A 26868-nucleotide genomic window follows, 5' to 3' on the forward strand; every position below is an offset into this window, starting at 1 on the left:
CCACCCGAATCGAACCACTTATATTGAACACACCGGATTTCCGGTGAAAACACCTGCAATAAGAGTTCTATCTGGAGAGCAGAGACACTGCGGGAGACCGAGATGGGACACCACGTTTCCGGTGAGTCAACCAGGCGAGCCCATCAGGCGCGGTCCGGCAGTCACTCGACTCGCGTCGGGATTCCGATGTAGTACGAGTAGCAATAATTAAATAGTATATCTGTGTTAACGTCCATTGATACACTCGTGAAGTAAAGAAATACTCGTAACTCGAGTACTGTTCGAATCGAACCGTTCGTCTTAGACGCGTGTTTTCCGGAGTTTGCGAGTCAGCCCAGTCCGTGATTTCGGTCCGTTCTGGAAGGTTCTACGAGGTCTCGCGAACTCCCGTGAATCTGAGCGATTCATGGCGAGACGGAACTTCACAGCCGACTCTCGTCACAGACCGCTTCCAGCAACAGCGCACACACGGCGTCGGTGCCGACGTAACTCGTCGGCTTCGTGCGCGTTCTCCGTCCTCAGGCGGGACGCGAAGTGAGAGTAGCCGGCTTCGTGGGGTCAGGTAGACTCCCCCACACCGTGTTTCCGGTGAATCAATACCTCCGTTTCGTGTGGACGGGAAACCGGGGTTCGTGAGCGTTCACCGGAAACGTGGTGTGTGTGTGCTGAGTCGAATGGTAAGTCCTTTCACCGGAAACGTGGTGTGTTGCGAACATGCCTAACGCCAGCGACGACCTCTTCACCCGGGAGGACCCCATCTTCGCCAACAAGGAGTTGTTGGAGATTAACCACCTCCCGGGCGAGGGTCGCATCGTCGGTCGCGACGACGAGATCTCGGATCTCGCGACCGCGGTGAACCCCGCCATCTTCGGACAGAGCCCGAGCAACGTCCTCATCTACGGGAAAACTGGGACGGGGAAGTCGCTCTGTGCGAAGTACGTCTCCCAGCGCCTCGTCGAGACGGCCGAAGAGGAGGGCGTGAAAGCGACGTTCGCCTACGTGGACTGCGCGCAGGACACGACCGAGACGCAGGCCGTCCAGACCATCGCCGACAGCGTCAACGACACCTCGATTACCGGGATAAAAGTCCCCGATAAGGGACTTTCGACATCGACGTACTACAAACGCCTGTGGCGCATCCTCGACTCGCTGTACGACGTAGTTCTCATCATCCTCGACGAAATCGACAAACTGAGCGACGACGACATCCTCATGCAGCTCTCGCGAGCCGGTGAGGCGGGGAAGATTGCCGGCTGTAAGCTCGGCGTCATCGGTATCAGCAACAAGATTCAGTACAAAGACCGGATGGACGAGCGGGTGAAATCAAGCCTCTGCGAGCGCGAGTTCGTCTTTCCACCGTACGACGCGAACCAGCTTCGCGACATCATGGACGCCCGGAGCGACGCCTTCCGCGACGGTGTGTTGGACCCATCGACGATTCCGAGAGCCGCGGCGCTCGCCGCCCGCGAACACGGGGACGCCCGGAAAGCAATCGACATCCTGCGGTACGCGGGAGAAATCGCACAGTCCATGGGGGCAAGTACCGTCAAGGAGAACTTCGTCACGCAGGCGCGCCAGCGCGCGGAGACCGACCGCTTCCGCGAGCTGATTCGCGGGTCGACACCGCACTCTCGCTACGTGTTGCAGGCGCTCGCCATCCTCTCGCTTTCGAACGAAAAACAAGACGGCTTCCGAACGAGCCGCGTCTACGAGGTCTACGAGAACATCTGCCGACAGCAGGGCTCCGATAGCCTGTCGCTGCGGCGGGTTCGAGACCTCCTGAAAGAGCACGCCTTTCTCGACATCATCGAGCAGTCGAAACACAGCGGCGGGAGCGCGGAAGGAAGCTACACCAAGCACCAACTGCTCGAGGATCCGGACGTGGTGAGGGACGTCCTCATCGAGAATACGGACTCCTGAGTGGAGAATCGAACTCTCGATCGGGGCGTGTGAGGGCCGAACCGGCTAGCGGGAACGCCGTACTACCGCAGGCGTACCTCCGTAGAGTGGCCTCTTATAGTTTATTGCAGCATCATGTGATTGGAATATTCACGCGTGACCGACCCGGTCACGCCGGTTGTCGGCACCGACTCACGTTTCGAGGCGGTCAATCGGCACTGATTTCGAGCGGACCGACTCGTACAGGTTTTCGACCCACGAAACGACTTCCGACGCGTCGCCGTCCACGAGGGCCGTCAGGTTGTTGTGTTCGTCGTAGGCGGAGACGAGGCCGTGGCCGTCGACTACGAGCAGGCCGAAATCGAGGTTCTCCTCGGTGACTCGAAGTTCGAACTGGTCAAGGTCCCGCGCACGCTCGAAGGAGTCCGGGTAGGCGTCTATCGAACGCTCGAGGACGCCGCGGTCGACGATGAGTTCCATCCGGGTATCTTCCCCCAGCACCGCTTCGGCCGATTCGTTGAACACACGACTCACGATGGGCGTGACTCCGCGGAAGCGGTCGACTGGCTCGCTTCCGACGATAGTCAAGTACCTGTTAAGCGGCGCGTGCGGGTCGTTGTCCGCGGCGGTCGTGATGTTCATCTGACCGAGGACACCGGGCGGGGCGTTCTCACAGATGTCTGCGGCGTTCGCCAGGAACTCGCTCATTCGGTCGGCGCATTCGACCGTCTCGATGAACCGCTCGTACTGTTCGTGGACCATCGTTCCGCCCGGCGTAAGGTGATACAGTCCGTCGGATTTCTTTTTCGCCCATCCTCGGTCACAGAACCCTGCGAGTGTCCGCTGTGCCGTCTCCCGGGCGCAGTCACAGTGTTCCGCGAGCGCTGTCGGTCGGCGTGGTTCGACCGCCAACGCCCGGAGAATCGCCTCTCGACTCTGTGACCCAACGAGAAACGCTACGTCCTCCCGCGCACTCATGTACCTCTGTTACACTGTTCGCCATTTCACACTTATGGGTGTTCAGACACTTAGCACGGCGAAAAATCGGATAGTTCGGGAACGCCTAGCCGAGCAGTCCAAGCGCGTCGATGCGCTCGACGATTTCCTCGACGGCGGTTTCCGCGTCGTCCGTCCGCTTTCCTCCGGTGATGACGATTTTCCCGGAACCGAAGAGGAGGATAACGACTTTCGGCTCGTCCATCCGATAGACGAGGCCCGGGAACTGCTCCGGCTCGTACTCGACGTCTTCGAGACCGAGCCCGATGGCCAGCGCGTTCAGGTTCAGGTTGTGTCCGAGGTCCGCGCTGGAAACGATGTTCTGGACAGTTATCTCTGGCTCGTCGTCGACGGGAATCTTCAGCTCACGGAGCTTATCGAAGATAATCCCGAGTGCGTCGTGCACGTCGTCGATACTTTTCGCGCCCGTGCACACGATCTTCCCCGACCGGAAGATGAGCGCAGCGGCTTTCGGGTCCTGGGTGCGATAGACGAGGCCCGGGAAGTTGTCCGGGTTGAAATCTGCACCGGGGAGGTCGTCGGCGAGGGCTTCGAGGTCGAGCTCCTGACCGATCCCGGTCGATGCGACTACGTTCTGAATCTCGATGGAGTCTGCCGGCCCACTCATTGCTCGCACGTGAATCGTACCTCCGGCCTTATAAAGCGACCCGTTATAAACCGACTTCAACGGGTCGATTCTGTCAGCGCTCGCACGCACGCGAAACTAATACATTGATTTCTCGCTTGACCGAATTGATGTCACAACTGTCCGCGCGTGAAGTTATGGCACGCCTCGTGTCTATTTTTCTCACAGAGCTACTAAATCAATGAGGTTAAATGTATCCCGGGCATTCGGATTAATGCGAAGAAGCGCACGGGGGTACTCCCCCCGACGGCTTCCACCGAACGCCCCTGACCCCAAGGTCGTCAGGCGCCCACCGGGATGACACACCGTCCCGGGGGTCGCCACGATACGACGGCCTTAAGTGGTCCAAGGCATTTCGGATGAATGCGAACGACACACCGCGATTGCAGGGCGATTCAACGCGTCCTGCCTCACCGGACCCGAACCGAACGAGGTTCGAAGGGTTTATACCCTCGAATCACTTCGATTCAGGTCCGAAGGAAATGAGGATTCCGCCCCTGCGGTACGCCGCAAGACGGTATCTGATGTTAGCCCTAGTAGTTCGGTGACATCCGAACGGATGTCACGCGAACTCGGACCTTTGAACGGTGATTTGACAGCATACCGCTGCCATTCACCCGCCAACACCCCGCGACCAGGTTTAAATGGTCGCGACCCATTCCGGTTGATCCTGCCGGAGGTCATTGCTATTGGGGTCCGATTTAGCCATGCTAGTTGCACGAGTTTAGACTCGTTGCGGAAAGCTCAGTAACACGTGGACAAACTACCCTACGGAGAACGATAACCTCGGGAAACTGAGGCTAATAGTTCATAGGGGAGTCGCGCTGGAAATGCCGACTCCCCCAAACGCTCCGGCGCCGTAGGATGTGTCTGCGGCCGATTAGGTAGACGGTGGGGTAACGGCCCACCGTGCCGATAATCGGTACGGGTTGTGAGAGCAAGAGCCCGGAGACGGAATCTGAGACAAGATTCCGGGCCCTACGGGGCGCAGCAGGCGCGAAACCTTTACACTGCACGCAAGTGCGATAAGGGGACCCCAAGTGCGAGGGCATATAGTCCTCGCTTTTCTCGACTGTAAGGCGGTCGAGGAATAAGAGCTGGGCAAGACCGGTGCCAGCCGCCGCGGTAATACCGGCAGCTCAAGTGATGACCGATATTATTGGGCCTAAAGCGTCCGTAGCCGGCCACGAAGGTTCATCGGGAAATCCGCCAGCTCAACTGGCGGGCGTCCGGTGAAAACCACGTGGCTTGGGACCGGAAGGCTCGAGGGGTACGTCCGGGGTAGGAGTGAAATCCCGTAATCCTGGACGGACCACCGATGGCGAAAGCACCTCGAGAAGACGGATCCGACGGTGAGGGACGAAAGCTAGGGTCTCGAACCGGATTAGATACCCGGGTAGTCCTAGCTGTAAACGATGCTCGCTAGGTGTGACACAGGCTACGAGCCTGTGTTGTGCCGTAGGGAAGCCGAGAAGCGAGCCGCCTGGGAAGTACGTCCGCAAGGATGAAACTTAAAGGAATTGGCGGGGGAGCACTACAACCGGAGGAGCCTGCGGTTTAATTGGACTCAACGCCGGACATCTCACCAGCTCCGACTACAGTGATGACGATCAGGTTGATGACCTTATCACGACGCTGTAGAGAGGAGGTGCATGGCCGCCGTCAGCTCGTACCGTGAGGCGTCCTGTTAAGTCAGGCAACGAGCGAGACCCGCACTTCTAATTGCCAGCAGCAGTTTCGACTGGCTGGGTACATTAGAAGGACTGCCGCTGCTAAAGCGGAGGAAGGAACGGGCAACGGTAGGTCAGTATGCCCCGAATGAGCTGGGCTACACGCGGGCTACAATGGTCGAGACAATGGGTTGCTATCTCGAAAGAGAACGCTAATCTCCTAAACTCGATCGTAGTTCGGATTGAGGGCTGAAACTCGCCCTCATGAAGCTGGATTCGGTAGTAATCGCATTTCAATAGAGTGCGGTGAATACGTCCCTGCTCCTTGCACACACCGCCCGTCAAAGCACCCGAGTGAGGTCCGGATGAGGCCACCACACGGTGGTCGAATCTGGGCTTCGCAAGGGGGCTTAAGTCGTAACAAGGTAGCCGTAGGGGAATCTGCGGCTGGATCACCTCCTAACAACCGAGACCACCCCGACGGGGTGGCTCACACGCGATCTTCCGAGTTCACCAATGACACCCGTTCGGACACCTTAGAACTACTAGGGCTAACACGGGCCCATAGCTCAGTGGTAGAGTGCCTCCTTTGCAAGGAGGATGCCCAGGGTTCGAATCCCTGTGGGTCCATGGTAAGCAGTACTCCACTCCGAAACGATCGTGCCCCTTAAGTGTGGCAAGACGTTTCGGATGAATGGATACTGACGACAGATGCACCATCCCGCGCAAGCGAGGTTGGGAAGGGTCGAAAATTCGCCTCGGGTCGTCACCGAGGGGATTTGATGAAACCGTGTGTACGTGCAATCCAGGCGTCCACTGGACCCGTTCTCCGGGTCACAGTGACTATATCAACTGGCTACTGTGCCAGCTGGTGGATAGCTCGGCTCGAGAGCCGATGACGGACGTGCCAAGCTGCGATAAGCCTCAGGGACCCGCATGGAGGGAAAGAACTGAGGATCTCCGAATGGGAATCCCCACGCAATTGCCTCGCGCAATGGGGAACGTTCCGAATTGAAACATCTTAGTAGGAACAGGAAAAGAAAGCAATCCGCGATGTCGTTAGTAACGGCGAGTGAACGCGATACAGTCCAAACCGAAGCCTTCGGGCAATGTGGTGTACGGACTACCCATAACGGACCTGGATCTTATGTGAAGTCTCCTGGAACGGAGCGTGATACAGGGTGAAAACCCCGTAACATAAGAACTAGATCCCGGGGTTGTTCCAGAATAGCGGGGGTTGGATATCCCTCGTGAATTTCGCAGGCATCAACTGCGAAGACTAAACACTCCTCGAGACCGATAGCGAACAAGTAGCGTGAGCGAACGCTGAAAAGCACCCCGAACAGGGCGGTGCAATAGGGCTTGAAATCAGTTGGCGATAGAGCGACGTGGCATACAAGGTCACTCGACGAAAGAACTGGGAGCGATCCCGTAGTATGACTCGAGTGAAGCCGATGTTACGTCGTGCGTTTTGAAAAACGAACCATGGAGTGCATCTGACTGGCGAGTCTAAGGGGAGAACCCCCGGAGGCATAGGGAAACCGATACGGCCGCAGTCTTTGACCAGGGCCACCGTCTTCAAGGGCGGGGAGCCAACCGGATGCGACCCGAAACCAAGTGATCTACGCCGGAGCAGGGCGAAGCGTGGCGAAAGCTGCGTGGAGGCCCGTTAGAGTTGGTGTCCTACAATACCCTCTCGTGACTCTGGTGTAGGGGTGAAAGGCCCATCGAACTTGGCAACAGCTGGTTCCAACCGAAACATGTCGAAGCATGACCTCTGATGAGATAGTTCGTGAGGTAGAGCGACCGATTGGGAATCCGGACTCCGAGAGGAGTTCGCTTCCCTGTCAAACTCCGAACTTACGAACGTCGTAGACTCAGGGAGTCCGGTGTGCGGGGTAAGCTTGTGCACCGTGAGGGAGACAACCCAGAGCCAGGTTAAGGACCCAAAGTGTGGATTAAGTGTGATTGAAGATTGTCTCGAGCCCTAAACAGCCGGGAGGTGAGCTTAGAAGCAGCTACCCTCTAAGAATAGCGTAACAGCTTACCGGCCGAGGTTCGAGGCGTCGAAAATGATCGGGACTCAAATCCACCTCCGAGACCTGGCGGCGTGTCGTATGACACGATTCCGTAGGTTGGCATACTGCATGGGTGGAAGCACGGGAGAGATCTCGTGTGGACCGTGCAGCAACGAAAATCATGGTCTCAGTAGCAGCGAGAGTCGGGTGTGAACCCCGACGGCCTTACGCGCAAGGGTTCCTCGGCACTGTCAATCAGCCGAGGGTTAGTCGATCCTAAGTCTAACCGTAATTCGAATTAGATGAAAGGGAAACTGGTTAATATTCCAGTACCTTCTTGCACCAAACGTCGACGCTTTAGGAAACACCGAGCGGGGCCTTCGCCCCGTCAAATCACCGAAATTCGTGGAAGCCGTAACGGCACGAAGCGAACGAATGGTGAGATAGGGAAACTCGGCGGTACCTAGAGCCCGTGAAAAGACAAGCAAGAAGCTCGTACCGAGATCCGACACAGGTGCGCTGGCAGAGCAAGCCAAGGCCTGTCGGGATCAACCGACGTTAGGGAATTCGGCAAGTTAGTCCCGTAAGTTCGCGATAAGGGATGCCTGCTCTTGACCGAGCAGGTCGCAGTGACTCGGACGCTCCGACTGTCTAGTAACAACATAGGTGACCGCAAATCCGCAAGGACTCGTACGGTCACTGAATCCTGCCCAGTGCGGGTATCTGAACACCTAGTACAATAGGACGAAGGACCCGTCAACGGCGGGGGTAACTATGACCCTCTTAAGGTAGCGTAGTACCTTGCCGCTTCAGTAGCGGCTTGCATGAATGGATCAACGAGAGCGTCACTGTCCCAACGTTGGGCCCGGTGAACAGTACGTTCCAGTGCGGAGTCTGGAGACCCCCAAGGGGAAGCGAAGACCCTATAGAGCTTTACTGCAGGCTGTCGCTGAGACGTGGTCGCTAATGTGCAGCATAGGTAGGAGCCGTTACACAGGTACCCGCGCCAGCGGGCCACCGAGGCAGCATTGAAATACTACCCGTTAGTGACTGCGACTCTCACTCCTGGCGGAGGACACCGGTAGCCGGGCAGTTTGACTGGGGCGGTACGCGCTCGAAAAGATATCGAGCGCGCCCAAAGATTTCCTCACGCGAGTCGGGAACTCGTGGAAGAGCGCAAGAGCAAACGGAAGTCTGACAGTGACATTCCCAACGAGTGTCGCTGACGCGAAAGCGTGGTCTAGCGAACCTACGAGGTTCATTCATGGGACCCGTAGATGACAGAAAAGCTACCTTAGGGATAACAGAGTCGTCACCGGCAAGAGCACATATCGACCCGGTGGCTTGCTACCTCGATGTCGGTTCCCTCCATCCTGCCTGTGCAGAAGCAGGCAAGGGTGAGGTTGTTCGCCTATTAAAGGAGGTCGTGAGCTGGGTTTAGACCGTCGTGAGACAGGTCGGCTGCTATCTATTGGGGGTGTTAAGGAACTTGACGTGAACGTTCGTATAGTACGAGAGGAACTACGAATGGGTGCCACTGGTGTACCGGTTGTCCGAGAGGGCAGATGCCGGGCAGCTACGCACCACGGGGTAAGAGCTGAACGCATCTAAGCTCGAAACCCACACGGAAAAGAAGTTCCACTGAGGACACTCGTAGAAGACGAGTTCGATAGACTCGGGGTGTACGCAACGAGGCAACGAGTTGTTAAGCCCGCGAGCACTAACAGTCCAAGCCACATTCATACGCACTGAGACCCGAGAACGGGTCCAGGCGCAAACTGGATTGCACGAACACATTGGTAAGACGGCCCGACCGATATTGGTATGGCAACGGTTCGATTCCGTTGATCGGTATTAAGGCGGCCAGAGCGGTGAGGTTCCACCCGTACCCATCCCGAACACGGAAGTTAAGCTCACCTGCGTTCTGGTCAGTACTGGAGTGAGCGATCCTCTGGGAAATCCAGTTCGCCGCCCCTACTCATACTTCACAAAGCCCACTGGACATCGTGTCCAGTGGGCTTTGTTCATTTTATGCAGAGCGGCACGCACAGTCGCTCGCAGATAGATACAGAGCGACCGCGTTCGGTCGCGTCTTTCCGTCGTTCAAGAGTGGCAACGCTCTCGCAAAGCGGGCGGCATCCGCTTGCATCCGACCACGAGAGCATTTCGACGCCGACCAGTCAGTCGTTCAGTGTGAAACTCGACGAAATCGATAGACGACGCCCCGATTTCGAACGCGTTGATTGGGGTGAAATTCAGCGAAAACCGGGGTTACGATTCTCCCCTTTTACCGTATCAGGGTTAGAAGGAAGGGTTGCATGCGCGGCAGCAAACACTTCACCGTAGTCATGGTCGTTGCGATGCTCGCCGTCGCGATGGTCCCCGGGGCCGTCGGAGCAGCGAGCTCCGATGCCCTCCAGGTCGGCGTCACGCAGGACGCCGACACGGGCGACGCGACAGTGACCGTGACGCGGAACGAGACGGCCGTCGAGAACGCGACGGTCGTCGTCGAATCGAGCGGTAACTACGCCGGAAACGGAACGTACGCGACGGGGACGAACGGCACCGTCGACCTCCCCAATCCGCAGGAACGCGTGAACGCGACGGTCACCGTTACTGAGGGGAGCAACACGACCACCTCGTCCGTCGTCCTCGTCCCGGTCGACGAGTCTCTCGATGTCTCCGTCGAGGTTGACGACGCTAACGACACGATCGTCGCCACCGTCACCCAGTACGGTGACGCCGTCGAAGGCGCGTCAGTCATGGTTAACGGGACGGACTACGCCGGCAACGGCACGTACGAGACGGACGCAGACGGAACCGTCGAGGTTGCAGAGCCGACCACCACGACGAACCTGACGTTCGTTGCGATGGACGGCGACCTCACCGCCGAGACGACGGTCGCGGTCGAGGGCGACGACCTCTCGGTCTCCGCCGAGGTTGACGACGCCAACGACACGGTCATCGCGACCGTCACGCAGGCCGGCGACCCCGTCGAGAACGCCTCGGTTCAGGTCAACGGGACGGACTACGCGGGCAACGGTACGTACGAGACGGACGCAAACGGAACCGTCGAGGTTGCCGAGCCGACGACCACGACGAACCTGACGTTCGTTGCGACCGCCGACGGTCTCACCGCGGAGACGACGGTCGAAGTCGAGGCTGACGACCTCAACATCGCCGTCTCGCAGGACGAAAACGAGTCGGTCACCATCACCGTGACCGAAGACGGTGACCCAGTCGAGAACGCCTCGGTCGCGGTCGACGGGAACTACACGGACGCGGGCGAGTACGAGACGGACGCGGACGGTACGGTTGACCTTATCTCGCCGTTGCAGACCGTCACGGTCGACGTGGCAGCCGAGCACGACGGCCTCACCGCCGAGACGACCGTCACCCTGCAGGGTGAGGTCGCCGCCGAGGACCCGTTCGGACAGCTCGTCAGCAGCTTCGTCGAGCGTCTCAAGGACACGGGTAGCGACGGCCCGCTCGGGCAGGCCGTCTCCGATTTCGTGACCGAGAACAACCCGGGTAACGCGGACGACAAGCGTCCGGACCACGCCGGTCCGCAGGACGGCGACGACGCTGACGGCGACGAGGACGCGCCCGGTAACTCCGGCAACGCCCGGAACGGTAACGCCGGCCCGCCGGAGCACGCGAACAACGATAAGGCGAACGACGAGGAAGACGAAGAGACCGACGAAACCGAGCAGGCCGACGACGAGGAGTCTGAGACTGCGGACGACGCTGACGACGAGTCGGACGATGACTCCTCGGACGAGTCGGATGACGACGACTCGGGCGATGACGAATCGAACGGCAACGGTAACGGCGGTGGCCCGCCGGACCACGCCAACAACTAACTAATATACGTTCCCCACGCAGCGAGCGTGGGGTTCGGGCTTCAGCCTTCCGCGTCCGGGCGGGTACTGTGGATCAGAGGCACCCCATCCCGCTACGCCCCCGACCGTCGTTGTCAGAGGCTGACGGTCGGGCTACTCACTCGCCCGACGCGACTCTTTCTATCGAAACGTCACCGAGCGCGGCGACGAGCGCCGGGTCGGCGTCGAACCGTCGAACCGCGAGCCGCGCGCCCGCGACCACGAGGTCGTCGTCGACGCGGGCGGGAGCGCCGCTGGGATACCACGCCGAATCGTCGGATGCGCGGACGCTCGCCCGGAGCGACTCGCGGAGGCGCCGGTGCGCGAACAGCGTCGAGACGAACGCGAGCGACGCCGCGAGCGTGACGCCGCCACCGTCGAACGCTACGTCGGTCGCTTCCGTTCTGGCCGTTTCGAGCGCGCCCGCGACGGCGAGGGACTGTCTCGCGTGGTCGTCGTCGGTGAGCGCGCGACTGAGCGCGGCGTCTTGCATCTCGCGAATCGCGGTCTCAGTCGTGGGGTCGGTCATCGGTGACGCCGAGTCGGGTCACGCGCCGTCGAGCGGCGGCACGCGGAGGGTGTGGTCGACGACGGTCTCGTCCGGTCGGAGCGTCACCGTACCGAGAAACACCGTCTCGCCCTCGGCGGCGTTGGTCGCGACGGTCTGGAGCGTCGTCCGCTGGTCGAGTTGCTCCCAGGTGACGCGTTCGACGAGTCGCTGGAACGCGTCGGGGTCGGTCCACCCCGAATCGATGTCGGACGGGACGTTGACCACGAACCGGAGTTCGGTCTCCGTGACGTGGATACCGACGCGGAACGTGTCCGCGTCGGTCGCGCCGTCCGACGAGGAGTCGGTGGTCGCCGCGCCGGAGTCCGCAGTCGACGCGGATGCGGGTTCGCTCGCCGTCTCGTCGGGGTCGGTCATGCCCGGCAGTCGGGGACGTGAAGACAAAGATGCACCGGACGGCGTCGTCGCGTCGACTCATCGGATGGTGACGAGGAGACCTCCGACACCGAACCGGACCCAGCTGCTGTCCGCTCCGAACCCGACGACGGCGTCACCTCTCCGGTGCTCGAACCCGGGAGTCGGGCGCGGAGAATCACCCTCCTCGGCCCCGGTAGCGTGTGAATTTCACGCACGGCGAGGCGAACGTCGAACGGTTATTAGCGTTCGAGACACCAGTCCGACCAACGAATGAGTTACAAGATCGGTCTCGTCGGAAAACCGTCCGTCGGGAAGTCGAGTTTCTTCAACGCGGCGACGATGAACGACGTACCCGAGGGCGCGTATCCGTTTACGACTATCGACCCCTCCATCGGCGAGGCGTACGTCCGCGTCGAGTGTGCGGCCCCGGAGTTCGACGAGTCGTGTACGCCCTCGGTCGGCTACTGCGACCACGGAATGCGGTTCGTCCCCGTCAAACTCGTGGACGTGGCGGGGCTCATCCCCGGTGCGCACGAGGGAAAGGGCCTCGGAAACCAGTTCCTCACCGACCTCAACGAGGCGGACGTGCTCGTCCACGTCGTCGACTTCTCCGGTGAGACGGACATCGAAGGCGAGGCGACGGAGGGCCACGACCCCCGCGAGGACATCGACTTCCTCGAAAACGAACTGGACATGTGGTACCTCGATGTCTTAGAGAAAGGTATCGACCGCTACCGCTCGGGCTATCACGGCGAGGACAAAGATATCGAAGTCGACCTCGCGGAGCAGATGTCCGCGTTCAAGACGAACAAGGACGAAATCAAGCAGATAATCCTTTCTCTCGGCTTGGAACTCGACCCCGACGAATGGGACGACGCGGACAAGGAGTCGCTCGCCCGCGAGATTCGAAAGCGCACGAAGCCGATCATCATCGCGGCGAACAAGATGGACAAGCCGGTTTCCCAGGAGAACTACGAGGAAATCACGGCCGATTCGGACTACGAACACCTGACGTTCGTCCCGACCTCGGCACACGCCGAAAAGGCGCTGAAGAAGGCCGACGAGGGCGGCGTCGTCGATTACCGCCCCGGCGACGACGACTTCGACATCGTCGGCGACGTGAGCGACGAACAGGAGGCGGGCCTCGAACAGATTCGCGAGTTCGTCACCGAGTTCGGCGGCACGGGCGTCCAGCAGTCGCTCGAAAACGCGCTGTTCGACGTGATGGGAGCGATTGCCATCTTCCCCGGCAGCGCCAACGGCAAGAGCGACTCGCAGGGCGTCTTCCGCGACTGCTTTATCCTGCCCGAGGGTTCGACGACCGAGGACTTCGCGTACCATCTGCATTCGGACATCGGCGACGGCCTCCTCCACGGCATCGACTGTCACTCGAAGCGCCAAATCGGGTCTGACCACGAGCTTTCGCACCGCGACGTGGTCGAAATCGTCTCGACCAACTGACTCTCTCGGACGCCAACCGCAACACCGTTATATCCGTGGACGTAGGACCCGGGTATGGGTGAGGCCGAAACGACGGCCGCGACACTCGACGTCGAGATTGGGGGTCTCGGCGGCGAGGTAACGCTGGCCGACTTGTTCCCGTCGCCGTGGGTCGAGTCACATTGTGAGGCGGCATCGATTAGTGAATTCCTCGAAGAAAGCGGATTCGCGGTCGCGGATCAGGATTCTTTCGAGTCGATACCGACCCACGAGTTGGACCGGTACGTCGACGCGAACACCGAGTTCGACGACTGGCAGGGAATGCTTTCCGCCGGCGTCGAGCGCTACGTACTCGAACAGGGAGCGACGGGCGAAGCAGCCGCCGACGCGGCAGACGAAGTCGAGGCGGCCGAGGAAGGCGACTCGGCGGACGCCGAGACTGAAGACTCCCTCGAAGCCGGCGTCTGAACGCGACCGAGTCGGACGACGGGAGTTGACTCGGTTCGGGTGGAACCGTTATGCGCTGTTTTCGACGAGCGCCGCACCGCGGGTGAGCGCGTCGTCCCACCAGTCACGGTCGCGAGCGTCGGCGACGGACAGCGGCGGGTCGGGGTCGTCGGGGCGGTCGCCGAGGTCGAGGCTCCACCACTCCACGTCGTGCCACGCGTCGTGTTTGTAGCCGACGCGCTCGAAACGGCCGACGCGCTCGAAGCCGAACGACTCGTGGAAGGCGATGCTCGCGGGGTTCGGCGTCGTGATGACGGCGACGGCCGAGGCGTAGCCTTGCCGTTCGAGCAGGTCCAAAAGCGCCGTGTAGAGGCCGCGGGCGACGCCGCGGCGCTGGAACTCAGGGCGGACGTAAATCGATGTCTCGACGGCCCACTGGTAGGCGATGCGCTCTCGAATCGCGCCGGCGTAGGCGTAGCCGGCCACCTCGCCGTCGAGTTCGCAGACGAGCCACGGGTAGTCGGTCTTCTGCTCCAGTTTCGTTTCGAGGTCCGCGACGCTCGGCGGGTCGTAGGCGAACGAAATCGCGGTGTCTTCGACGAACGGCGCGTAAATCTCTCGAATTGCGGGGAGGTCGGACGGCGTCGCCGCGCGGAGTCGGACGGTCATAACTCGGGTGGCGTCGCGCGGAGAGAAAGAGGCGACGATGGCGGCGGGCCTCGCGGGTGCGGCCGGCCGGTCTCGCGTGCGAGGTGGTCTCGCAGGCGGAGACGCTGTTCAGTCGCTCGTCGGCGCTGAGTCGAGACTGTCGGCGACCGCCCGAGCCCGTTTTCGGATGTCGTCGGCGTCCGCGCGAACGTGTTCGCCCTCGTCGTAGAGCACGTCGCCGTCGACCATGGTGAACACCACGTCGTCGCCGTGGGCGGCAAAGACGAGATGAGACAGCACGTCGTGGAGCGGCGTCGCTCGCGTGCGGTCGGCGTCGATACCGACGATATCGGCCTTCCACCCCTCGCGGAGTTCGCCGACGCGGTCGAAGCCGGCGGCTTTCGCGCCGTTGCGGGTCGCCATCTCGAAAACCGTCGCGGCGGGCGTGCTCGTCGGGTCGAGCGCATCGACTTTCTGGAGGAGACTGGCCTGTCGCATCTCGGTGAAGGGGTCGAGCGTGTTGTTACACGGCGGGCCGTCGTTGCCGAGTGCGACGTTGATGCCGCGGTCGAGGTAGTCGGGAACCGGCGCGATACCCGACGCGAGCTTCATGTTCGATGACGGGCAGTAGGTGACGTGCGTGCCGGTCTCTGCGAGCACTTCGCGCTCGGAGTCGTCGGTGTGGACGCAGTGTGCGAGAACGACGTCGTCGCCGGTGAGACCGACTTCGTCGAGCCAGTGGATGTTGCGCATTCCCGTCTCGTCTTCGACCGTCTCGATTTCGCTTCGGTTCTCGCTCGCGTGGGTGTGGATGCGGACGCCGTCGTAGCGGTCCGCGAGGTCGCGGACGCCCCGCAGACACGCCTCCGAGCAGGTGACGGCGAACCGCGGCGTGACGGCGTACCGGATGCGCCCGTCGAAACTGTCGTGATAGCGCTCGATGAGGCGCTCGGACTCGGCGAGGCCCGCGTCGGTGTCTTCTTGGAGTCCCTCGGGAGCGTTCGTGTCCATGAGAACCTTCCCGATGCGTCCGCGGATACCCATCTCGCCCGCGGCTTCGAACGCCTGCTCGGCGTGATTGACCGAGAGGTGGTCGACGACCGTCGTCGTGCCGGACTCGATGCATTCGAGGTAGCCGAGTTCGGCGGCGACGCGCATCCCCTCCGCGTCGAGGCCGGCCTCCATCGGGAGTACGTGGTCGAAGAGCCAATCCAAGAGTTCGGTGTCGTCGGCGATGCCCCTTCCGAGCGACTGCACCGAGTGGACGTGCCCGCCGACCAGTCCCGGCGCGACGATGCCGAACTCGCGTCGCTCGTGGTTAGGATACCGGTCTGTGAGGTCCGCGTGCGCTCCGACCGCGACGATTCGGTCGCCGTCGACGACGACGGCACCCTCTTCGATGATGGTGGACGCGTCGACGACCACCGTTCCCGCGAGTAACATCCTCGTGCGGGTAGACGACCGGGCGTAAAATAGGTGGTGACCCGGCCGTCGTCCGAGGTTGGTTGGAGCGTTCGAGTGCAGTCGGTGGTGGGGGTGGGGACGGTCGGAACCGGTCCCCGCGGACGAACGAACCAGCGGGACGCGAGCGCGCGTCCGAAAGAGCGGGTGGAAACCACGCCTGACGCGCGGCGTTCGGTGTCCGTTCGTCGTGGTCGCTACTCCGTGCTCAGGTGTCCTCTCAGTTCTGTTGGTATCTGCTAACTTCAGTGAGTGGTGTGCCCCGAAGCCGAGTCTGAATCGGAACGAAGGTAGAACGCGGTCGGTGTCTGATTAGTACCTGCTAAGTCGCTCCGCGACAGAGCGGAAACCGAATGCGCGAGTTCGAATTCGTCGTTCGCTTCTCGGAGGGCACCGACGAGCTAATGGACCTGTTTTACGAGTACCCGAGCCTGCGGTCCCGGTCGTCGGTCTGTTCGTCCACCACGGACGTGATGTGGCGGGTCGACCACGTCGTCGGCACGCCGGAGGCGTTGTCGGCGTTCGAGGAGGTGTTCCTCGACGAGACGCGGTGTAACGAGTGTCTCGACGCGCCCGACTGCCACACCCATCGCAACTACCACGTCCTCGACCGCTCGGACAACTCGATGACCGTCTACACCTACCGCGAGGAGGTGAGCAACTGCCACTCGATTCCGCGCTACGTCCTCGAACACGTCGGGCCGGGGGTCATCTTCGAGTCGTCCCGCCGCGCGGGCGCGTACCGCTGGCGCATTCTCTATCCCGGCGACCACCCGCTCGGCGAACTGTACGAGACCATCGAGGCGCAGCTCCGGGAGGGACTGCAACTGGACGTCGAACACCTCACGAGCGCCGGTAACTGGGACGCCGAATCGCGCATCGCGGCCGACCTCTCGTCGGCTCACTGGGAGGCGCTCGAAACCGCCGTCGAACACGGCTACTACGAGCGCCCGCGAAAGGTGACCGTCGAAGACCTCAGCGACGTGCTCGACGTGCCACGTTCGACGGTTCAGTACCGACTGCGAACCGCCGAGGACCTCGTGATGTCGAAACTCGGTGACCCCGACTTGTAGGTGCAGTGCGAAATCGTGCCACGTAAAAGCACACGCTCGCTGTCGCTCGCAGTTCGGGGATTGAGAGAAGTGCTCCGTCAGGGATTCGAACTCACTCGCAACGCGTTGCGTTGCTCGCTGCTCGAACCCTTCGTCGCATTTCGGAACCGAACACGCTCGCTATCGCTCGCGGTTCAAGAGTGAGAGAAGTGCTCCGTCAGGGATTCGAACCCTGGTCATCACCGTGAGAGGGTGATATGATTGGCCGGACTACACCAACAGAGCACGTTGGTACATCACCAGATATTGCTCGCGGTTGTAAAAGGTTGTCGCTTCAAATCGGGTGTGATACCGACTGCCGTGTTGCGATTAGACGACCCGTTCGCCCTCTCGATACACCTGCCGGACCGTCCGCCACGCGCCGGCGTCCTCGCTCGGGTCGGCGTCGAGGACGACGAGGTCCGCGACGTAGCCCTCGGCGACCTTCCCCACGTCGTCTAACCCGAGGAGGTCCGCGCCGCCGACGGTCGCGGCTTCGAGCGCTTCGGCGGGCGACAGGCCGTACTCGACGAGCAGTTCCATCTCGCGGAGCGCGTTCTCGCCGTGGTCGTTGAACGGCGTGCCCGCGTCGGTGCCCATGGCGATGTTCACGCCGGCCTCGAGCGCGTGGGACCACGCGCCTTCGAAGCGCTCGGCGGCGTCTTCGGCCTTCGAGACGGCCTCCGGCGGGATGCCGGCCTCGACGCCCGCCTCGACGATTTCGCGGACGGCCGAGGCCGTCGGCACCCAGTACGTACCGTTGTCGACCATGAGGTCGGCGGCCTCCTCGTCCATGAACATCCCGTGTTCGACGCTCGAAACCCCCGCGCGGGCGGCGTTTTTGATACCGTCCTCGCCGTGGGCGTGGGCCGCGGTCGGGACGCCCTTCGCGCTCGCGGCCTCCGCGAGGGCGCGAATCTCCGCTTCCGTGAGTTCGGGTGCGCCCGTGACCGCGCCGGTCGTGAGGACGCCGCCGGTCGCGATGCATTTCACCACGTCAGCGCCGCGCTTCAGTTGCTCTCGGGCGGCCTTGCGAACCTCGTCCGGACCGTCGGCCTCCCGACCCAACCAGTGGGCGTGGCCGCCGGTCATGGTGATGGGTTCCCCGGCGGCGAGGACGCGCGGCCCGTCGAGGTCGCCGTCGGTGACCGCCGCCTTCGCGCTCGTCGCGAGGTCGCCGGGCGAACCGAGGTCGCGGACGGTCGTGACGCCCGCTTCCAGCGTCTTCTGGAGGTTGGCCGCGGCCCGATAGCAGGCGCGTTCGACCGGCTCGGACCGATAGGCAGCCACGTCGGGGCGACCGCCCATCATGAGGTGAACGTGGGCGTCGACGAGTCCCGGCGCGACCACCGCACCCGAGCAGTGTCGCGTCTCGCCTTCGGTCTCGTCGCTGACGGACGCGATGCGTCCGGTCGACTCGTCTATCACCACGTTCGCCTCGCGGGTCCCGTCGGCGTCGACGACCCGCACGCCGGTTAGCGTGAACATATCTGTGTCAACCCGGGCAGGTGACCTAAAGCCGCGGGTGTAAGAACAACCGACCGACCGCGAGGCGTTCGAACGCGACGAAACCCGACCCTCACTCGGGGACGATGTCACCGACGGTGACCGCGTCACCGACCGACAGCGTCTCGCCCCACGACGATTCCGGCACCGCGGTGTTGACCATGAGCCGGAAGTCGTGGTCGAACCAGTCGCCGCCGGACCACTCGGGGAGCGTCTCGCGGCGCTTCGTCATGAACGTCGTCCGGAAGTCTGCCGTCTCCGCGCCCGTGTCCGGGTCGCGGCTCGGGACGACACAGCGCTGGCAGGGGTTGACGCCCTCGAAGGCGACCCCGCCGACGCTGAACTCGACGACCGTCCCGCGCCGGTCGAACAGGTGGTCCTCCCAGAACGGCTCGCTCGCGTCGAAGACGAGGTTCGGCCGGAGGCGACGGCGCATCTCGTCGGCGTCGACGCCGTCGAACCACGAGGCGACCGCGTCGAGCGTCCCGGTCGAGATGACCGTCGGCCCGCTGGCTTCGGTGTCGTCGGGGAACCCGCCGGCGGGGTCGCGCCGGAGTTCGACCGGGTAGCCGAAGTACGCCGAGAGCCAACCGTCGGCCTCGGCTATCGGGCCGTCGTAATCGTCCATCTCGGGGGCCGACAGTTCGACCGTTCCGTCGGCGAGCGAGACGGAACTCCGGATTCGGTGGACCGCCCGCTCGCGCTTTCCGTTGACGTACTCGTCGTCCTCGTCGAAGATGGCGTACTCGCGGTCGCCGCGGAGCCCGCCGTTCTCGACGATATCGGCGGCGTCGACGAACTCGGCGTCGAGCGACTTCACCGGATACACCGCGATGCGGTCGAGCGTCACGGCCGCCGCGCCGGCGGTCGCGCCCGCTTCCGCATCCGTGGCCGCGGCCGCTGTCGTCTCCGCCTCGGCCGCCGAGGTGTTGCCGTCGGTCGGGCTCCCGTCTGTCATCTACTCCTCGCTTTCGTCCGTCTCGCCGGACTCGTCGTCTTCGTCGTCCTCGGTCGCGTCCGCGAACAGTTCGGCGATGGTCTCCTCGTCGACGATGTCGTAGCCCGCCTCGGAGACGGTGACGAGATTCAGTTCGTCGCTCTCGATTTCCTCGTCGGCCGCGACGAGCGCCTCGACGGCGAGCGCGAGGCCGTCTTCGAGCGACAGGTCCTCGGCGTAGCCGTCTTCGAGGGCGGCCTGGACGTCCTCGCGGTGGCCGCCGATGGCGACCGCCTTCCACTCCTGGGGCGTCCCCGAGGGGTCGGTCGCAAACAGGCGACCCGAGCCGTTTTCGACGCCGCCGATGAGGAGCGACGCGCCGTACGGGCGGGTGCCGCCGGACTGCGTGCTCTCTTGGATGTTGTCGGTGATGGTTTTCGTGAGCGTCTCGACGCCGATTGGCTCGCCGTAGCGCAGGTGCTCGCGCTGGGCGGTCGTCCGCGCGAAGTCCACGAGCTTCCGCGCGTCAGCGACGTGGCCGGCCGTGGCCGCGCCGAGCGCGTCGTCGAGCTTGTGCAGTTTCTCGATGCTTTCGGCTTCCATGAGGTCCGACGGGGTCGACCGGAGCGCCGCCAGCACGACGCCGTCGGCGGTGCGGACGCCGAGAACCGGCGCGCCGCGCTTGACGGCCTCGCGGGCGTACTCGACCTGATAGATGCGTCCGTCGGGGGAGAAAAGCGACGTTCCGCGGTCGTAGGCCTGCTTGTCGTTTCGGTTCATCGTGCGACCTCCTCGCTCGCGTCGGCGACGTTCGTCATTACTCTCCGGTCAGTCCCGGAGGCGGAAAAAGCCTCCACACCCGGCATCGGTGTGGGGTTCGTACTCGAACCGGCGGATATCTGCCGATTTCAGGCGAACCGAGGCTCGAACCGCGGAACTACGCTTCGATAACGTCCGCGTCGGGCGCGTTTCGCTTGACGCTCTCGATGCCCTGTTTCGCCTTCTGTTTCGACGCGTAGCCCTCGCCCGAGTCGGCGAGGATGTTTCCGTTGTCGTGGACGAGTCGCCAGCGGTACTTGTCGGCCGCGTCGACGAACACCTCGAAGTGCGCCTTGCTCATACGGAGAAACTGTTGTCAACCGACAAAAATGTATTCGCCGGCGGAGCGTCGCGGCCGACGCGCCAGTCCGGCGGCTCAGGCGGCTTCGGGTTCGAGCGCCTCGGCGTCGACTTCCAGCAGTCGCGTCTCGCAGTCCTCACAGCGGACGACGAACACCTCCCACGACCGGCAGCACGATTCGGCGGTCTCCGAGCCGAACCGGACGCCGCCGCCGCAGGTCGGACAGCTGTTGAGGTAGATGCGGAGCCCCCGCGCCAGCGCGCTCCGCTGTTCGGCCGTCAGCTGGTCCCGGTCGTCGAGGCGACCGTCGAGCGCGGCGTCGGCAGCCACGTCCGCGACGAGCGCGCCGTTCGACTCCCAGGTGCCGAGGGTGGTCCCGTCGGCCATCGCCACGAGCCACCGGCTCCGAGCGCGAGACTCTAGCGTGACATCGGCCTCGTCGACCCCGGTCAAGCGGGCGAGCCACCGTCGAGCGACCGTCTCGTCGGTGCGCGCGATTTCGTCGTCCCACGCCGATTCGAACGCCGGTGCGAGGCGGAGTTCGTCGCCGCTCTCGTCCAACTCCAACGCGCCGGCGTCCATCAAGGTCGCCTCCACGTCGAACGCCGCGACTGACGAGCCGTCGCCGTCTAACTGCCCCGATTCGACCTCCTCGCCCGACGATTCGGCGTCAACGTCGTCATCGGTGGCCGACCCAGGAGCGGATGCGGTGGCCCCGACGCGAGTCTGCGTCGGCTCCTTGTCGAACCAGCGGAGGACCCGGTCGGGGAAGTACGTTTTCGTGAGCGTCGGCGTGCCGGGAATCAGGTAGCCGCGGAAGTAAATCGCGCCCGCGAAGAGGGCGAACGAGACGAACCCGAGCGGCGGCCACGCGACGCCGAGCAACAGACTCAACGCGGCGGCGATGACGACGTTCACGACGGTACAGGGCGTACACCGGTTCTCGCCGGTGTACTCGGGTTGTCGGAGTCGGTCTGCGAGTGTCGAGGCGGTCATAGCGAGGGGAAGCTTCGTTCCCTCTTACGAGGTCGTTCGCGTCAATAAAGCTACTCGTGGTGCGTCACGAGAAACACGGGTCGTTCACGAGCGCCCCGTGAGATGACGCCCGGCGTCTCAGCGCTTCGGCCGCTTGAACACGAGCGCCGTCTGCCCGCTGTTCGCGCCAGCGCCGCGCGAGTCGGAAATCGTGTCCACGAGCTCCCAGCCGTCGCCGCCGAGGGAGTTGAGCGCGTCTTCCATCGGGGACGTGTCGCCGCTGAACAGGCCGCCGTCGGCCGTGCGGACGATTTTGTACTCCCACTCGCCCGTGTTAGTCATCGGATTCCTCCGCGCCGCGGTCAGTCGCGGCGGGTTCTCGGTGGCCCTGTTCCCGGCGCTCGTACGTGACGAACGAAAAGCCGTCGCGGTCGTCGCGGTCGGTCTCGACCCACTTCCCGCGGTCCCACTCGGGGAACCGCGTGTCGCCTTCGTGGGCCGCGTCGAGTTCGGTGAGCACCAGCCCCGCGGCGCGGTCGAGGAACTGCTCGTAGACGGTCGCACCGCCGACGACGTACACCGTCTCGACGCCCATCTCGTCGGCCGCGTCCTCGGCGGCGGCGACCGCCGACTCGACCGAATCGACCGCTTCAGCGCCCTCGGGGAGGTCGAGGTCGCGGGTCGTCAGCACGACGCTGTGACGGTCCGAAAGCGGGCCGCCGAGCTGGCGGGCGATGCTCTCGTAGGTCTTGCGACCCATCACGACCGGGTGACCGGTCGTCGTCCGCTTGAACTGTTTGAGGTCCTCGGGGAGGTGCCACGGCATGTCGCCGTCGCGGCCGATGACGCGGTTGTCGGCGATGGCGGCGACGAGGACGAACCGGACCGCTGCGTCGCCCTCGGTTTCGGACCCAGCAGGCACCTCGCCGCTCATTCGGCCACCGCGAAGCGAATCCCGTCGGCCGGGTCGTAGTCGCGGAGGACGATATCCTCGAACGACAGTTCTTCGAGCGGCACGTCGGCCACGTCGAGCGCGGGGCGCTCGCGCGGTTCGCGCGAGGCCTGCAAGAGCAGTCCGGGGACGTGGTCGTAGTCCTCCTCGCCGTCGGCCTCCTCGGGGGCCGCGTCGAGGAGCCACTCGCGCACGTCGAGGTATCCTTCGGGCGACTCCACGTCGTCGAGGCGGGACTGGAGTTCGTCGAGGTGGTCGCCGTACCACGCGCCGCGCTCGCCGGCCCCGCAGTAGACGTGGGCGTCGACGATAGTGTGGGCGAACGACCCGAGTTCGAAGCCGGCGCGCTGGGCGACGACCTGCGCGAGGATGGCGTACGCCGCGAGGTTGAACGGGACGCCGAGCGCGATATCGCCGGAGCGCTGGGTCAGATGGAGGTTGAGTTCGTCGCCCTGCACGTTGAAGACGAACGTGTAATGGCAGGGCGGGAGCGTCGAGACGGCGGCGTTGGCGGGGTGCCACGCGTTGATAACCAGCCGGCGCGAGTTCGGGTTCTCGTCGAGCGTGTCGAGGACGTACGCGAGCTGGTCGAACGTCCCCTCGTCGTTCATCCAGCGGTGGCCGTCGTCGGGCCACGCCTCGCCCGCAAGCCCCTCCTCGGGGACCGGGTAGCGACGCCAGAACCGGCCGTAGGCCGTGTCGAGGTGACCTTCGTCGTCGGCCCACGCGTCCCAGATGCCCGTCTCCTCGCGGAGGGTGCGGATGTGCTCCTCGCCGGAGAGATACCACAGCAGTTCGTGGATGAGGGAGTTCCAGCGGAAGCCCGAGAGGTCCTTCGTCGTGAGCAGCGGAAAGCCCTCCTGTAAGTCGACAGTGTAGTGCTTCGAGAAGCCCGAGATGGTGTCCACTCCGGTTCGATTCGGTTTGTGCTGCCCGGTGCCGAGAACGTCCGTGACGAGGTCGAGATATTGGCGCATGAGGGGTGCCCTGGTTGGGTGTTGGTCGTCGTCGGTCCCTCTAAATCCTACCGTCCTCGGCCCGGATTTCCGCAGCGCCCACAACACCGAATACCCCGCTTTTCGTACCCGTGACCATGATTCGCAATCTCGCAGGAGACATCCGTGCCTTCACGAGCAACGTCTTTCTCGTCGACGGCGAGACCACCGCGCTCGTGGACACCGGGGCGAACTTCGACGTGGTGCCGACGGTCCGCGAGGTCACCGACTCGCTCGACGCGGTGTACCTCACCCACACGCACCCCGACCACATCGGCAACGTCGACGCCGTCCGCGAGGCGTTCGACGTGCAGACGTGGGGCTACGACACCAGCAACCTCGCCGTAGACAGGCGCATCGACGACGGCGAGCGCGTCCAAATCGGTGACGACGTGTTCGAGGCGGTCCACACGCCGGGCCACAAGGACGACCACCTCTGCTTTTTCTCCCGCGGGTCGGGCGTCTGCTTCGCGGGCGACCTCGTCTTCGCCGACGGCGGGTTCGGTCGGACCGACCTCCCCGAGGGCGACCGCGGCGCGCTCGTCGAGAGCATCGACCGCCTGCGCGAGGTCGTCGGCGGCGACCTGATCGAACTCCACACCGGCCACGGACCGAGCGTCACGACTCGCCCGAGCGAGGACCTCGAACTCGCGGCGAAGGCGGCGCGGACGAGGTGAACCGTCGCCTCGCCGCGTCACCTCGCGCTAGCGACTCGTGTAGCCGCCGTCGACGGTGAGCGCCTCGCCGGTCGTGAACGACGCGCCGTCCGAACAGAGCCAGACGACCGCGGAGGCGATTTCGTCCACGTCGCCGAGGCGGTTCATCGGGTGGAGCGACTCGATTCCCTGCCGCGCTTCGGGGTCGTCGAGGCCGCCTTCCCCGAGCAGCGGCGTGTCGACGAAGCCCGGACACACCGCGTTGACGCGGACGCCCTGTTCTGCGTACTCGATGGCCGCGGTCTTCGTTAGCCCGAGGACGCCGTGCTTCGCGGCGACGTACGGGGCCGCGTTCGCGAAGCCGACTTTCCCGAGAATCGACGCCATGTTGACGATGACGCCGCCGTCGCCGTCGAGCATCGCGGGAATCTCGTGCCGCATCGACCGCCAGACGCCGTTGAGGTTCACGTCGACGACCCCTTGCCACTCGTCGGCCGAGAGGTCGGCGGTCGGTTTCTGCGGACCGCCGATGCCCGCGTTGTTGCAGGCGAAGTCGAGTCGGCCGTACTCGGAGACAGCCGTGTCGACCAGCGCGGCGACGGCGTCGTCGTCCGTCACGTCCGTCTCGACGAATATCGCCGTCCCGCCGGCTTTTTCGATGCGTGCGACGGTCTCCTCGCCGCCCTCGACGTTCACGTCGGAGACGACGACGCGCGCGCCCGCCGCGGCGAACGCCTCCGCCGTCGCGCGACCGATTCCAGAGCTAGCGCCGGTCACGACCGCGACCTCGGTGTCGAACTGAGTCATCGTACGATAGAGAACACAACTACCTGACAGATAACCGTTTGTGCGACTCTCGCGTCGGAAGAATATCGGGAACGCCGAGCCACGCGGTGTGAGTGCGGTCGTTATTCCTCGTCTTCCTCGGGGACCGCATCGGGATGGAGGCCGAAGTAACCCGGTTCGTCGCTCCGCGGGTCGTTGATGACGAAGTCCTCTTGGTTGGCGACGATCCACGGAATCGTCCACTGGATGATGCGGTCTTCGGTCTCCTCGGCGAGGTCGTCCTGCGGCGACAGCCCCTGCATCAGGCGGGCGATTTCGCCCACGGTGTACATGTAGTCGGGGTCGAGGATGTCGGCGGGTTCGTACAGGAGGTATCCGTAGAGGGTGTCGAAGTCGTCTTTCGGCTTGGGCATGCGTGCGCTTCTCGGCCGACGGGCAAAACCCCGACGACCGCGGGCGGCGGGTGACGAGCATCGGCGGCGACGGCAGTGCGACTGACGAGCGTGCCCATCGCTCCCTTACAGCCCTCGACGACCCCATAAGTAGGCTTATCAGCCGTGACGCCAGACCCGAAACGATGAGCGACGCCGCCGCACGACTCGTCGAGGCCTTCCGTAGCTTCGGCGGGGACGACCTCCGCGACCTCTGGGTCTTCGACCACCACGGGTACGAACACCTCTACGTCAGAGAGGACGTGTCCGATGCGCTCGAATGTCTCGACATCTCGCAGTTTATCGACAACGAGCGGTTCGGATACGTCACGAGAGACACCTACGAGACGCTGTACTACGCGGACTACGGCTACACCGTCCGCGGGTTCGACTCGTTCGAGCAGTTTCGGACCTTCGTCGGCGACCGCCCCACCGGAATCCTCGCCGGCTTCGACCGCGGGGTTGGCCGCGACTTCGCCGCCCTGCACGACCGCGTCTGCGCGCTGAACGACGAGTTCGACGGGGCGGACCTGTTCAGCGACCCGACCGCCCGCGACCGACAGCCCTGAGGACGAGCGGAGCGCACCCGCGGACTGATTTAATTCGATTCGATTCGCGGACAGCGCCGCCGCTGACGGCGTTGCGTCCGAAAGAAAAGTCGGGATGTACCGGGTTTACTCGAAGAGTTCGACGGCCTGGTCGTAGCGGGCGGCGGGTTCGTCCCAGTCGACGACCTCGAAGAACGCGGAGACGAAGTCCCCGCGGGCCGGGCCGTAGTCGTGGTAGTACGAGTGCTCCCAGACGTCCAGCGCGAGAATCGGGTGGGAGCCCCAGAGCGCGCCCTGGTCGTGCTTGTCGACGACGACGTTCCGAAGCTGGTTCGAGAACGAATCGTACACGAGGAGCGCCCAGCCGCCGGCTGCGCCGGCCGCCGCTTCGAATTCACCCTTCCACGCCTCGTAGGAACCGAAGTCCTCCGCGATGCGCTCTGCGAGCGCGCCCGAAGGCTCGTCGCCGCCTTCCGGCGACATGTTCTGCCAGAACAGGTCGTGCAGAATGTGTCCCGAGCCGTTGTGGGTGACGTTGCGGAGCGCGCCGGCGGACGAGCCGAACTCGCCTGCTTCGCGGTTCTCTGCGAGGGTTTCTTCGGCCGCGTTCCAGCCGTTGACGTAGCCCTGGTGGTGGGTGTCGTGATGCCACGTCAGCACCTGCTCGGAGATGTGCGGTTCGAGGGCGTCGTACTCGTACGGAAGCGGGTCGAGTTCGTAGCTCATAATGTGTAACCTCCGTATCATGCGTCGGGCGGAATCCTGTTAAAACTTGAGGAGGGGTATGCTAGCACAAACCACAATGTGCGGGTCGCTATCGGTCGATTTCTCCGCTTCGAG

The 26868-nt window shown here is 63.4% G+C and carries 24 protein-coding genes, 2 tRNA genes and 3 rRNA genes; 11 read left to right on the plus strand and 18 right to left on the minus strand.

The window, feature by feature from the left end:
* Positions 1-714: 714 nt before the first annotated feature.
* The gene (locus tag ACSR87_RS01225; protein ID WP_004063115.1) at positions 715-1920 is read left to right on the plus strand and encodes a Cdc6/Cdc18 family protein; all 1206 of its coding nucleotides are present in this window, start codon (positions 715-717) and stop codon (positions 1918-1920) included.
* Between the two features lie 171 nt (positions 1921-2091).
* On the opposite strand, the gene ACSR87_RS01230 is transcribed toward ACSR87_RS01225, so the two are convergent.
* Entirely contained in the window at positions 2092-2877 is a 786-nt protein-coding gene (locus ACSR87_RS01230) for a helix-turn-helix transcriptional regulator (RefSeq protein ID WP_498529226.1), read from the minus strand.
* An 85-nt stretch (positions 2878-2962) separates the two neighbouring features.
* Positions 2963-3523: a TATA-box-binding protein gene (locus ACSR87_RS01235; RefSeq protein ID WP_004041616.1), complete on the minus strand. Its 561-nt coding sequence runs from the start codon at positions 3521-3523 to the stop codon at positions 2963-2965.
* 675 nt (positions 3524-4198) lie between these two features.
* On the opposite strand from ACSR87_RS01235, the gene ACSR87_RS01240 reads away from it, so the two are divergent.
* From ACSR87_RS01240 to ACSR87_RS01260, 5 genes are all read left to right on the plus strand, one after another.
* A 16S ribosomal RNA gene (locus tag ACSR87_RS01240) occupies positions 4199-5672 on the plus strand.
* Positions 5673-5769: 97 nt separating this feature from the next.
* Positions 5770-5841, plus strand: a tRNA-Ala gene (locus ACSR87_RS01245).
* Between the two features lie 217 nt (positions 5842-6058).
* Positions 6059-8971: ribosomal RNA gene (locus ACSR87_RS01250) — 23S ribosomal RNA — on the plus strand.
* Between the two features lie 113 nt (positions 8972-9084).
* Positions 9085-9206, plus strand: a 5S ribosomal RNA gene (gene rrf / locus ACSR87_RS01255).
* Together the 16S, 23S and 5S rRNA genes with 1 tRNA gene alongside form the textbook arrangement of a ribosomal RNA operon.
* A 341-nt stretch (positions 9207-9547) precedes the next feature.
* Positions 9548-11092: a hypothetical protein gene (locus ACSR87_RS01260; RefSeq protein WP_498529227.1), complete on the plus strand. Its 1545-nt coding sequence runs from the start codon at positions 9548-9550 to the stop codon at positions 11090-11092.
* 136 nt (positions 11093-11228) lie between these two features.
* On the opposite strand, the gene ACSR87_RS01265 is transcribed toward ACSR87_RS01260, so the two are convergent.
* Together ACSR87_RS01265 and ACSR87_RS01270 are read right to left on the minus strand one after the other, a co-directional pair.
* Positions 11229-11639, minus strand: coding sequence for a hypothetical protein (locus tag ACSR87_RS01265; RefSeq protein ID WP_498529228.1), 411 nt, complete (start codon positions 11637-11639; stop codon positions 11229-11231).
* Positions 11640-11657: 18 nt separating this feature from the next.
* Positions 11658-12035: a DUF8124 family protein gene (locus ACSR87_RS01270; protein WP_498529229.1), complete on the minus strand. Its 378-nt coding sequence runs from the start codon at positions 12033-12035 to the stop codon at positions 11658-11660.
* Between the two features lie 270 nt (positions 12036-12305).
* Between ACSR87_RS01270 and ACSR87_RS01275 the strand changes: the two genes are divergently transcribed.
* Together ACSR87_RS01275 and ACSR87_RS01280 are read left to right on the plus strand one after the other, a co-directional pair.
* Positions 12306-13496, plus strand: coding sequence for a redox-regulated ATPase YchF (locus tag ACSR87_RS01275; RefSeq protein WP_498529230.1), 1191 nt, complete (start codon positions 12306-12308; stop codon positions 13494-13496).
* A 54-nt stretch (positions 13497-13550) separates the two neighbouring features.
* A complete protein-coding gene (locus ACSR87_RS01280) occupies positions 13551-13943 on the plus strand; it encodes a hypothetical protein (RefSeq protein ID WP_008576374.1) in 393 nt (130 codons plus the stop codon).
* Positions 13944-13991: 48 nt separating this feature from the next.
* On the opposite strand, the gene ACSR87_RS01285 is transcribed toward ACSR87_RS01280, so the two are convergent.
* Together ACSR87_RS01285 and ACSR87_RS01290 are read right to left on the minus strand one after the other, a co-directional pair.
* Positions 13992-14591, minus strand: a complete 600-nt coding sequence (locus ACSR87_RS01285) for a GNAT family N-acetyltransferase (RefSeq protein ID WP_498529231.1) — start codon at positions 14589-14591, stop codon at positions 13992-13994.
* A gap of 108 nt (positions 14592-14699) precedes the next feature.
* Positions 14700-16013 carry a 5'-deoxyadenosine deaminase gene (locus ACSR87_RS01290; RefSeq protein ID WP_498529232.1) on the minus strand — a complete coding sequence of 438 codons (1314 nt, stop codon included), beginning with the start codon at positions 16011-16013 and terminating at the stop codon, positions 14700-14702.
* Positions 16014-16384: 371 nt separating this feature from the next.
* On the opposite strand from ACSR87_RS01290, the gene ACSR87_RS01295 reads away from it, so the two are divergent.
* The gene (locus ACSR87_RS01295) at positions 16385-17104 is read left to right on the plus strand and encodes a helix-turn-helix domain-containing protein (RefSeq protein WP_498529233.1); all 720 of its coding nucleotides are present in this window, start codon (positions 16385-16387) and stop codon (positions 17102-17104) included.
* A 189-nt stretch (positions 17105-17293) separates the two neighbouring features.
* Here the strand turns inward: ACSR87_RS01295 and ACSR87_RS01300 are convergent.
* From ACSR87_RS01300 to thyA, 9 genes are all read right to left on the minus strand, one after another.
* Positions 17294-17368 (minus strand) — tRNA-Glu (locus ACSR87_RS01300).
* 84 nt (positions 17369-17452) lie between these two features.
* Positions 17453-18610, minus strand: a complete 1158-nt coding sequence (locus ACSR87_RS01305) for a metal-dependent hydrolase family protein (protein WP_498529234.1) — start codon at positions 18608-18610, stop codon at positions 17453-17455.
* Positions 18611-18701: 91 nt separating this feature from the next.
* Positions 18702-19586, minus strand: coding sequence for an MOSC domain-containing protein (locus ACSR87_RS01310; RefSeq protein ID WP_498529235.1), 885 nt, complete (start codon positions 19584-19586; stop codon positions 18702-18704).
* A complete protein-coding gene (gene psmA2, locus ACSR87_RS01315; RefSeq protein ID WP_498529236.1) occupies positions 19587-20345 on the minus strand; it encodes a proteasome subunit alpha in 759 nt (252 codons plus the stop codon).
* A 157-nt stretch (positions 20346-20502) separates the two neighbouring features.
* Positions 20503-20685 carry an HVO_2922 family protein gene (locus tag ACSR87_RS01320; protein ID WP_004061144.1) on the minus strand — a complete coding sequence of 61 codons (183 nt, stop codon included), beginning with the start codon at positions 20683-20685 and terminating at the stop codon, positions 20503-20505.
* Between the two features lie 75 nt (positions 20686-20760).
* Positions 20761-21681, minus strand: coding sequence for a DUF8054 domain-containing protein (locus ACSR87_RS01325; protein WP_498529237.1), 921 nt, complete (start codon positions 21679-21681; stop codon positions 20761-20763).
* Positions 21682-21798: 117 nt separating this feature from the next.
* Positions 21799-22002 carry a DUF4177 domain-containing protein gene (locus ACSR87_RS01330; protein ID WP_008576362.1) on the minus strand — a complete coding sequence of 68 codons (204 nt, stop codon included), beginning with the start codon at positions 22000-22002 and terminating at the stop codon, positions 21799-21801.
* Positions 21995-22594, minus strand: a complete 600-nt coding sequence (locus ACSR87_RS01335) for a dihydrofolate reductase (protein WP_498529238.1) — start codon at positions 22592-22594, stop codon at positions 21995-21997. The genes ACSR87_RS01330 and ACSR87_RS01335 overlap by 8 nt, the downstream gene beginning before the upstream one ends.
* Positions 22591-23589, minus strand: a complete 999-nt coding sequence (gene thyA, locus ACSR87_RS01340) for a thymidylate synthase (protein WP_498529239.1) — start codon at positions 23587-23589, stop codon at positions 22591-22593. The genes ACSR87_RS01335 and thyA overlap by 4 nt, the downstream gene beginning before the upstream one ends.
* A gap of 116 nt (positions 23590-23705) precedes the next feature.
* Here thyA and ACSR87_RS01345 point away from each other — a divergent pair, with 116 nt between their 5' ends.
* Positions 23706-24284: an MBL fold metallo-hydrolase gene (locus ACSR87_RS01345; protein ID WP_498529240.1), complete on the plus strand. Its 579-nt coding sequence runs from the start codon at positions 23706-23708 to the stop codon at positions 24282-24284.
* A 27-nt stretch (positions 24285-24311) separates the two neighbouring features.
* Here the strand turns inward: ACSR87_RS01345 and ACSR87_RS01350 are convergent, their stop codons facing one another.
* Positions 24312-25070, minus strand: a complete 759-nt coding sequence (locus ACSR87_RS01350) for an SDR family oxidoreductase (protein WP_498529241.1) — start codon at positions 25068-25070, stop codon at positions 24312-24314.
* A gap of 101 nt (positions 25071-25171) precedes the next feature.
* Positions 25172-25462, minus strand: a complete 291-nt coding sequence (locus tag ACSR87_RS01355) for a DUF5827 family protein (RefSeq protein ID WP_008576357.1) — start codon at positions 25460-25462, stop codon at positions 25172-25174.
* A gap of 164 nt (positions 25463-25626) precedes the next feature.
* Between ACSR87_RS01355 and ACSR87_RS01360 the strand changes: the two genes are divergently transcribed.
* Complete coding sequence (locus ACSR87_RS01360) at positions 25627-26049, plus strand: DUF7522 family protein (protein ID WP_498529242.1); 423 nt, start codon at positions 25627-25629, stop codon at positions 26047-26049.
* Positions 26050-26154: 105 nt separating this feature from the next.
* Here the strand turns inward: ACSR87_RS01360 and sod are convergent, their stop codons facing one another.
* The gene (sod, locus tag ACSR87_RS01365) at positions 26155-26754 is read right to left on the minus strand and encodes a superoxide dismutase [Mn] (RefSeq protein ID WP_405310764.1); all 600 of its coding nucleotides are present in this window, start codon (positions 26752-26754) and stop codon (positions 26155-26157) included.
* Positions 26755-26868: the final 114 nt, after the last annotated feature.

Source organism: Haloferax sp. SDI50 (assembly GCF_059802635.1).

Bases quoted from the DNA above. Each gene is read 5' to 3' on its own strand.
- ACSR87_RS01225 (WP_004063115.1), top strand. From the start codon at position 715: ATGCCTAACGCCAGCGACGACCTCTTCACCCGGGAGGACCCCATCTTC.
- ACSR87_RS01230 (WP_498529226.1), bottom strand. From the start codon at position 2,877: ATGAGTGCGCGGGAGGACGTAGCGTTTCTCGTTGGGTCACAGAGTCGA.
- ACSR87_RS01235 (WP_004041616.1), bottom strand. From the start codon at position 3,523: ATGAGTGGGCCGGCAGACTCCATCGAGATTCAGAACGTAGTCGCATCG.
- ACSR87_RS01260 (WP_498529227.1), top strand. From the start codon at position 9,548: ATGCGCGGCAGCAAACACTTCACCGTAGTCATGGTCGTTGCGATGCTC.
- ACSR87_RS01265 (WP_498529228.1), bottom strand. From the start codon at position 11,639: ATGACCGACCCCACGACTGAGACCGCGATTCGCGAGATGCAAGACGCC.
- ACSR87_RS01270 (WP_498529229.1), bottom strand. From the start codon at position 12,035: ATGACCGACCCCGACGAGACGGCGAGCGAACCCGCATCCGCGTCGACT.
- ACSR87_RS01275 (WP_498529230.1), top strand. From the start codon at position 12,306: ATGAGTTACAAGATCGGTCTCGTCGGAAAACCGTCCGTCGGGAAGTCG.
- ACSR87_RS01280 (WP_008576374.1), top strand. From the start codon at position 13,551: ATGGGTGAGGCCGAAACGACGGCCGCGACACTCGACGTCGAGATTGGG.
- ACSR87_RS01285 (WP_498529231.1), bottom strand. From the start codon at position 14,591: ATGACCGTCCGACTCCGCGCGGCGACGCCGTCCGACCTCCCCGCAATT.
- ACSR87_RS01290 (WP_498529232.1), bottom strand. From the start codon at position 16,013: ATGTTACTCGCGGGAACGGTGGTCGTCGACGCGTCCACCATCATCGAA.
- ACSR87_RS01295 (WP_498529233.1), top strand. From the start codon at position 16,385: ATGCGCGAGTTCGAATTCGTCGTTCGCTTCTCGGAGGGCACCGACGAG.
- ACSR87_RS01305 (WP_498529234.1), bottom strand. From the start codon at position 18,610: ATGTTCACGCTAACCGGCGTGCGGGTCGTCGACGCCGACGGGACCCGC.
- ACSR87_RS01310 (WP_498529235.1), bottom strand. From the start codon at position 19,586: ATGACAGACGGGAGCCCGACCGACGGCAACACCTCGGCGGCCGAGGCG.
- psmA2 (WP_498529236.1), bottom strand. From the start codon at position 20,345: ATGAACCGAAACGACAAGCAGGCCTACGACCGCGGAACGTCGCTTTTC.
- ACSR87_RS01320 (WP_004061144.1), bottom strand. From the start codon at position 20,685: ATGAGCAAGGCGCACTTCGAGGTGTTCGTCGACGCGGCCGACAAGTAC.
- ACSR87_RS01325 (WP_498529237.1), bottom strand. From the start codon at position 21,681: ATGACCGCCTCGACACTCGCAGACCGACTCCGACAACCCGAGTACACC.
- ACSR87_RS01330 (WP_008576362.1), bottom strand. From the start codon at position 22,002: ATGACTAACACGGGCGAGTGGGAGTACAAAATCGTCCGCACGGCCGAC.
- ACSR87_RS01335 (WP_498529238.1), bottom strand. From the start codon at position 22,594: ATGAGCGGCGAGGTGCCTGCTGGGTCCGAAACCGAGGGCGACGCAGCG.
- thyA (WP_498529239.1), bottom strand. From the start codon at position 23,589: ATGCGCCAATATCTCGACCTCGTCACGGACGTTCTCGGCACCGGGCAG.
- ACSR87_RS01345 (WP_498529240.1), top strand. From the start codon at position 23,706: ATGATTCGCAATCTCGCAGGAGACATCCGTGCCTTCACGAGCAACGTC.
- ACSR87_RS01350 (WP_498529241.1), bottom strand. From the start codon at position 25,070: ATGACTCAGTTCGACACCGAGGTCGCGGTCGTGACCGGCGCTAGCTCT.
- ACSR87_RS01355 (WP_008576357.1), bottom strand. From the start codon at position 25,462: ATGCCCAAGCCGAAAGACGACTTCGACACCCTCTACGGATACCTCCTG.
- ACSR87_RS01360 (WP_498529242.1), top strand. From the start codon at position 25,627: ATGAGCGACGCCGCCGCACGACTCGTCGAGGCCTTCCGTAGCTTCGGC.
- sod (WP_405310764.1), bottom strand. From the start codon at position 26,754: ATGAGCTACGAACTCGACCCGCTTCCGTACGAGTACGACGCCCTCGAA.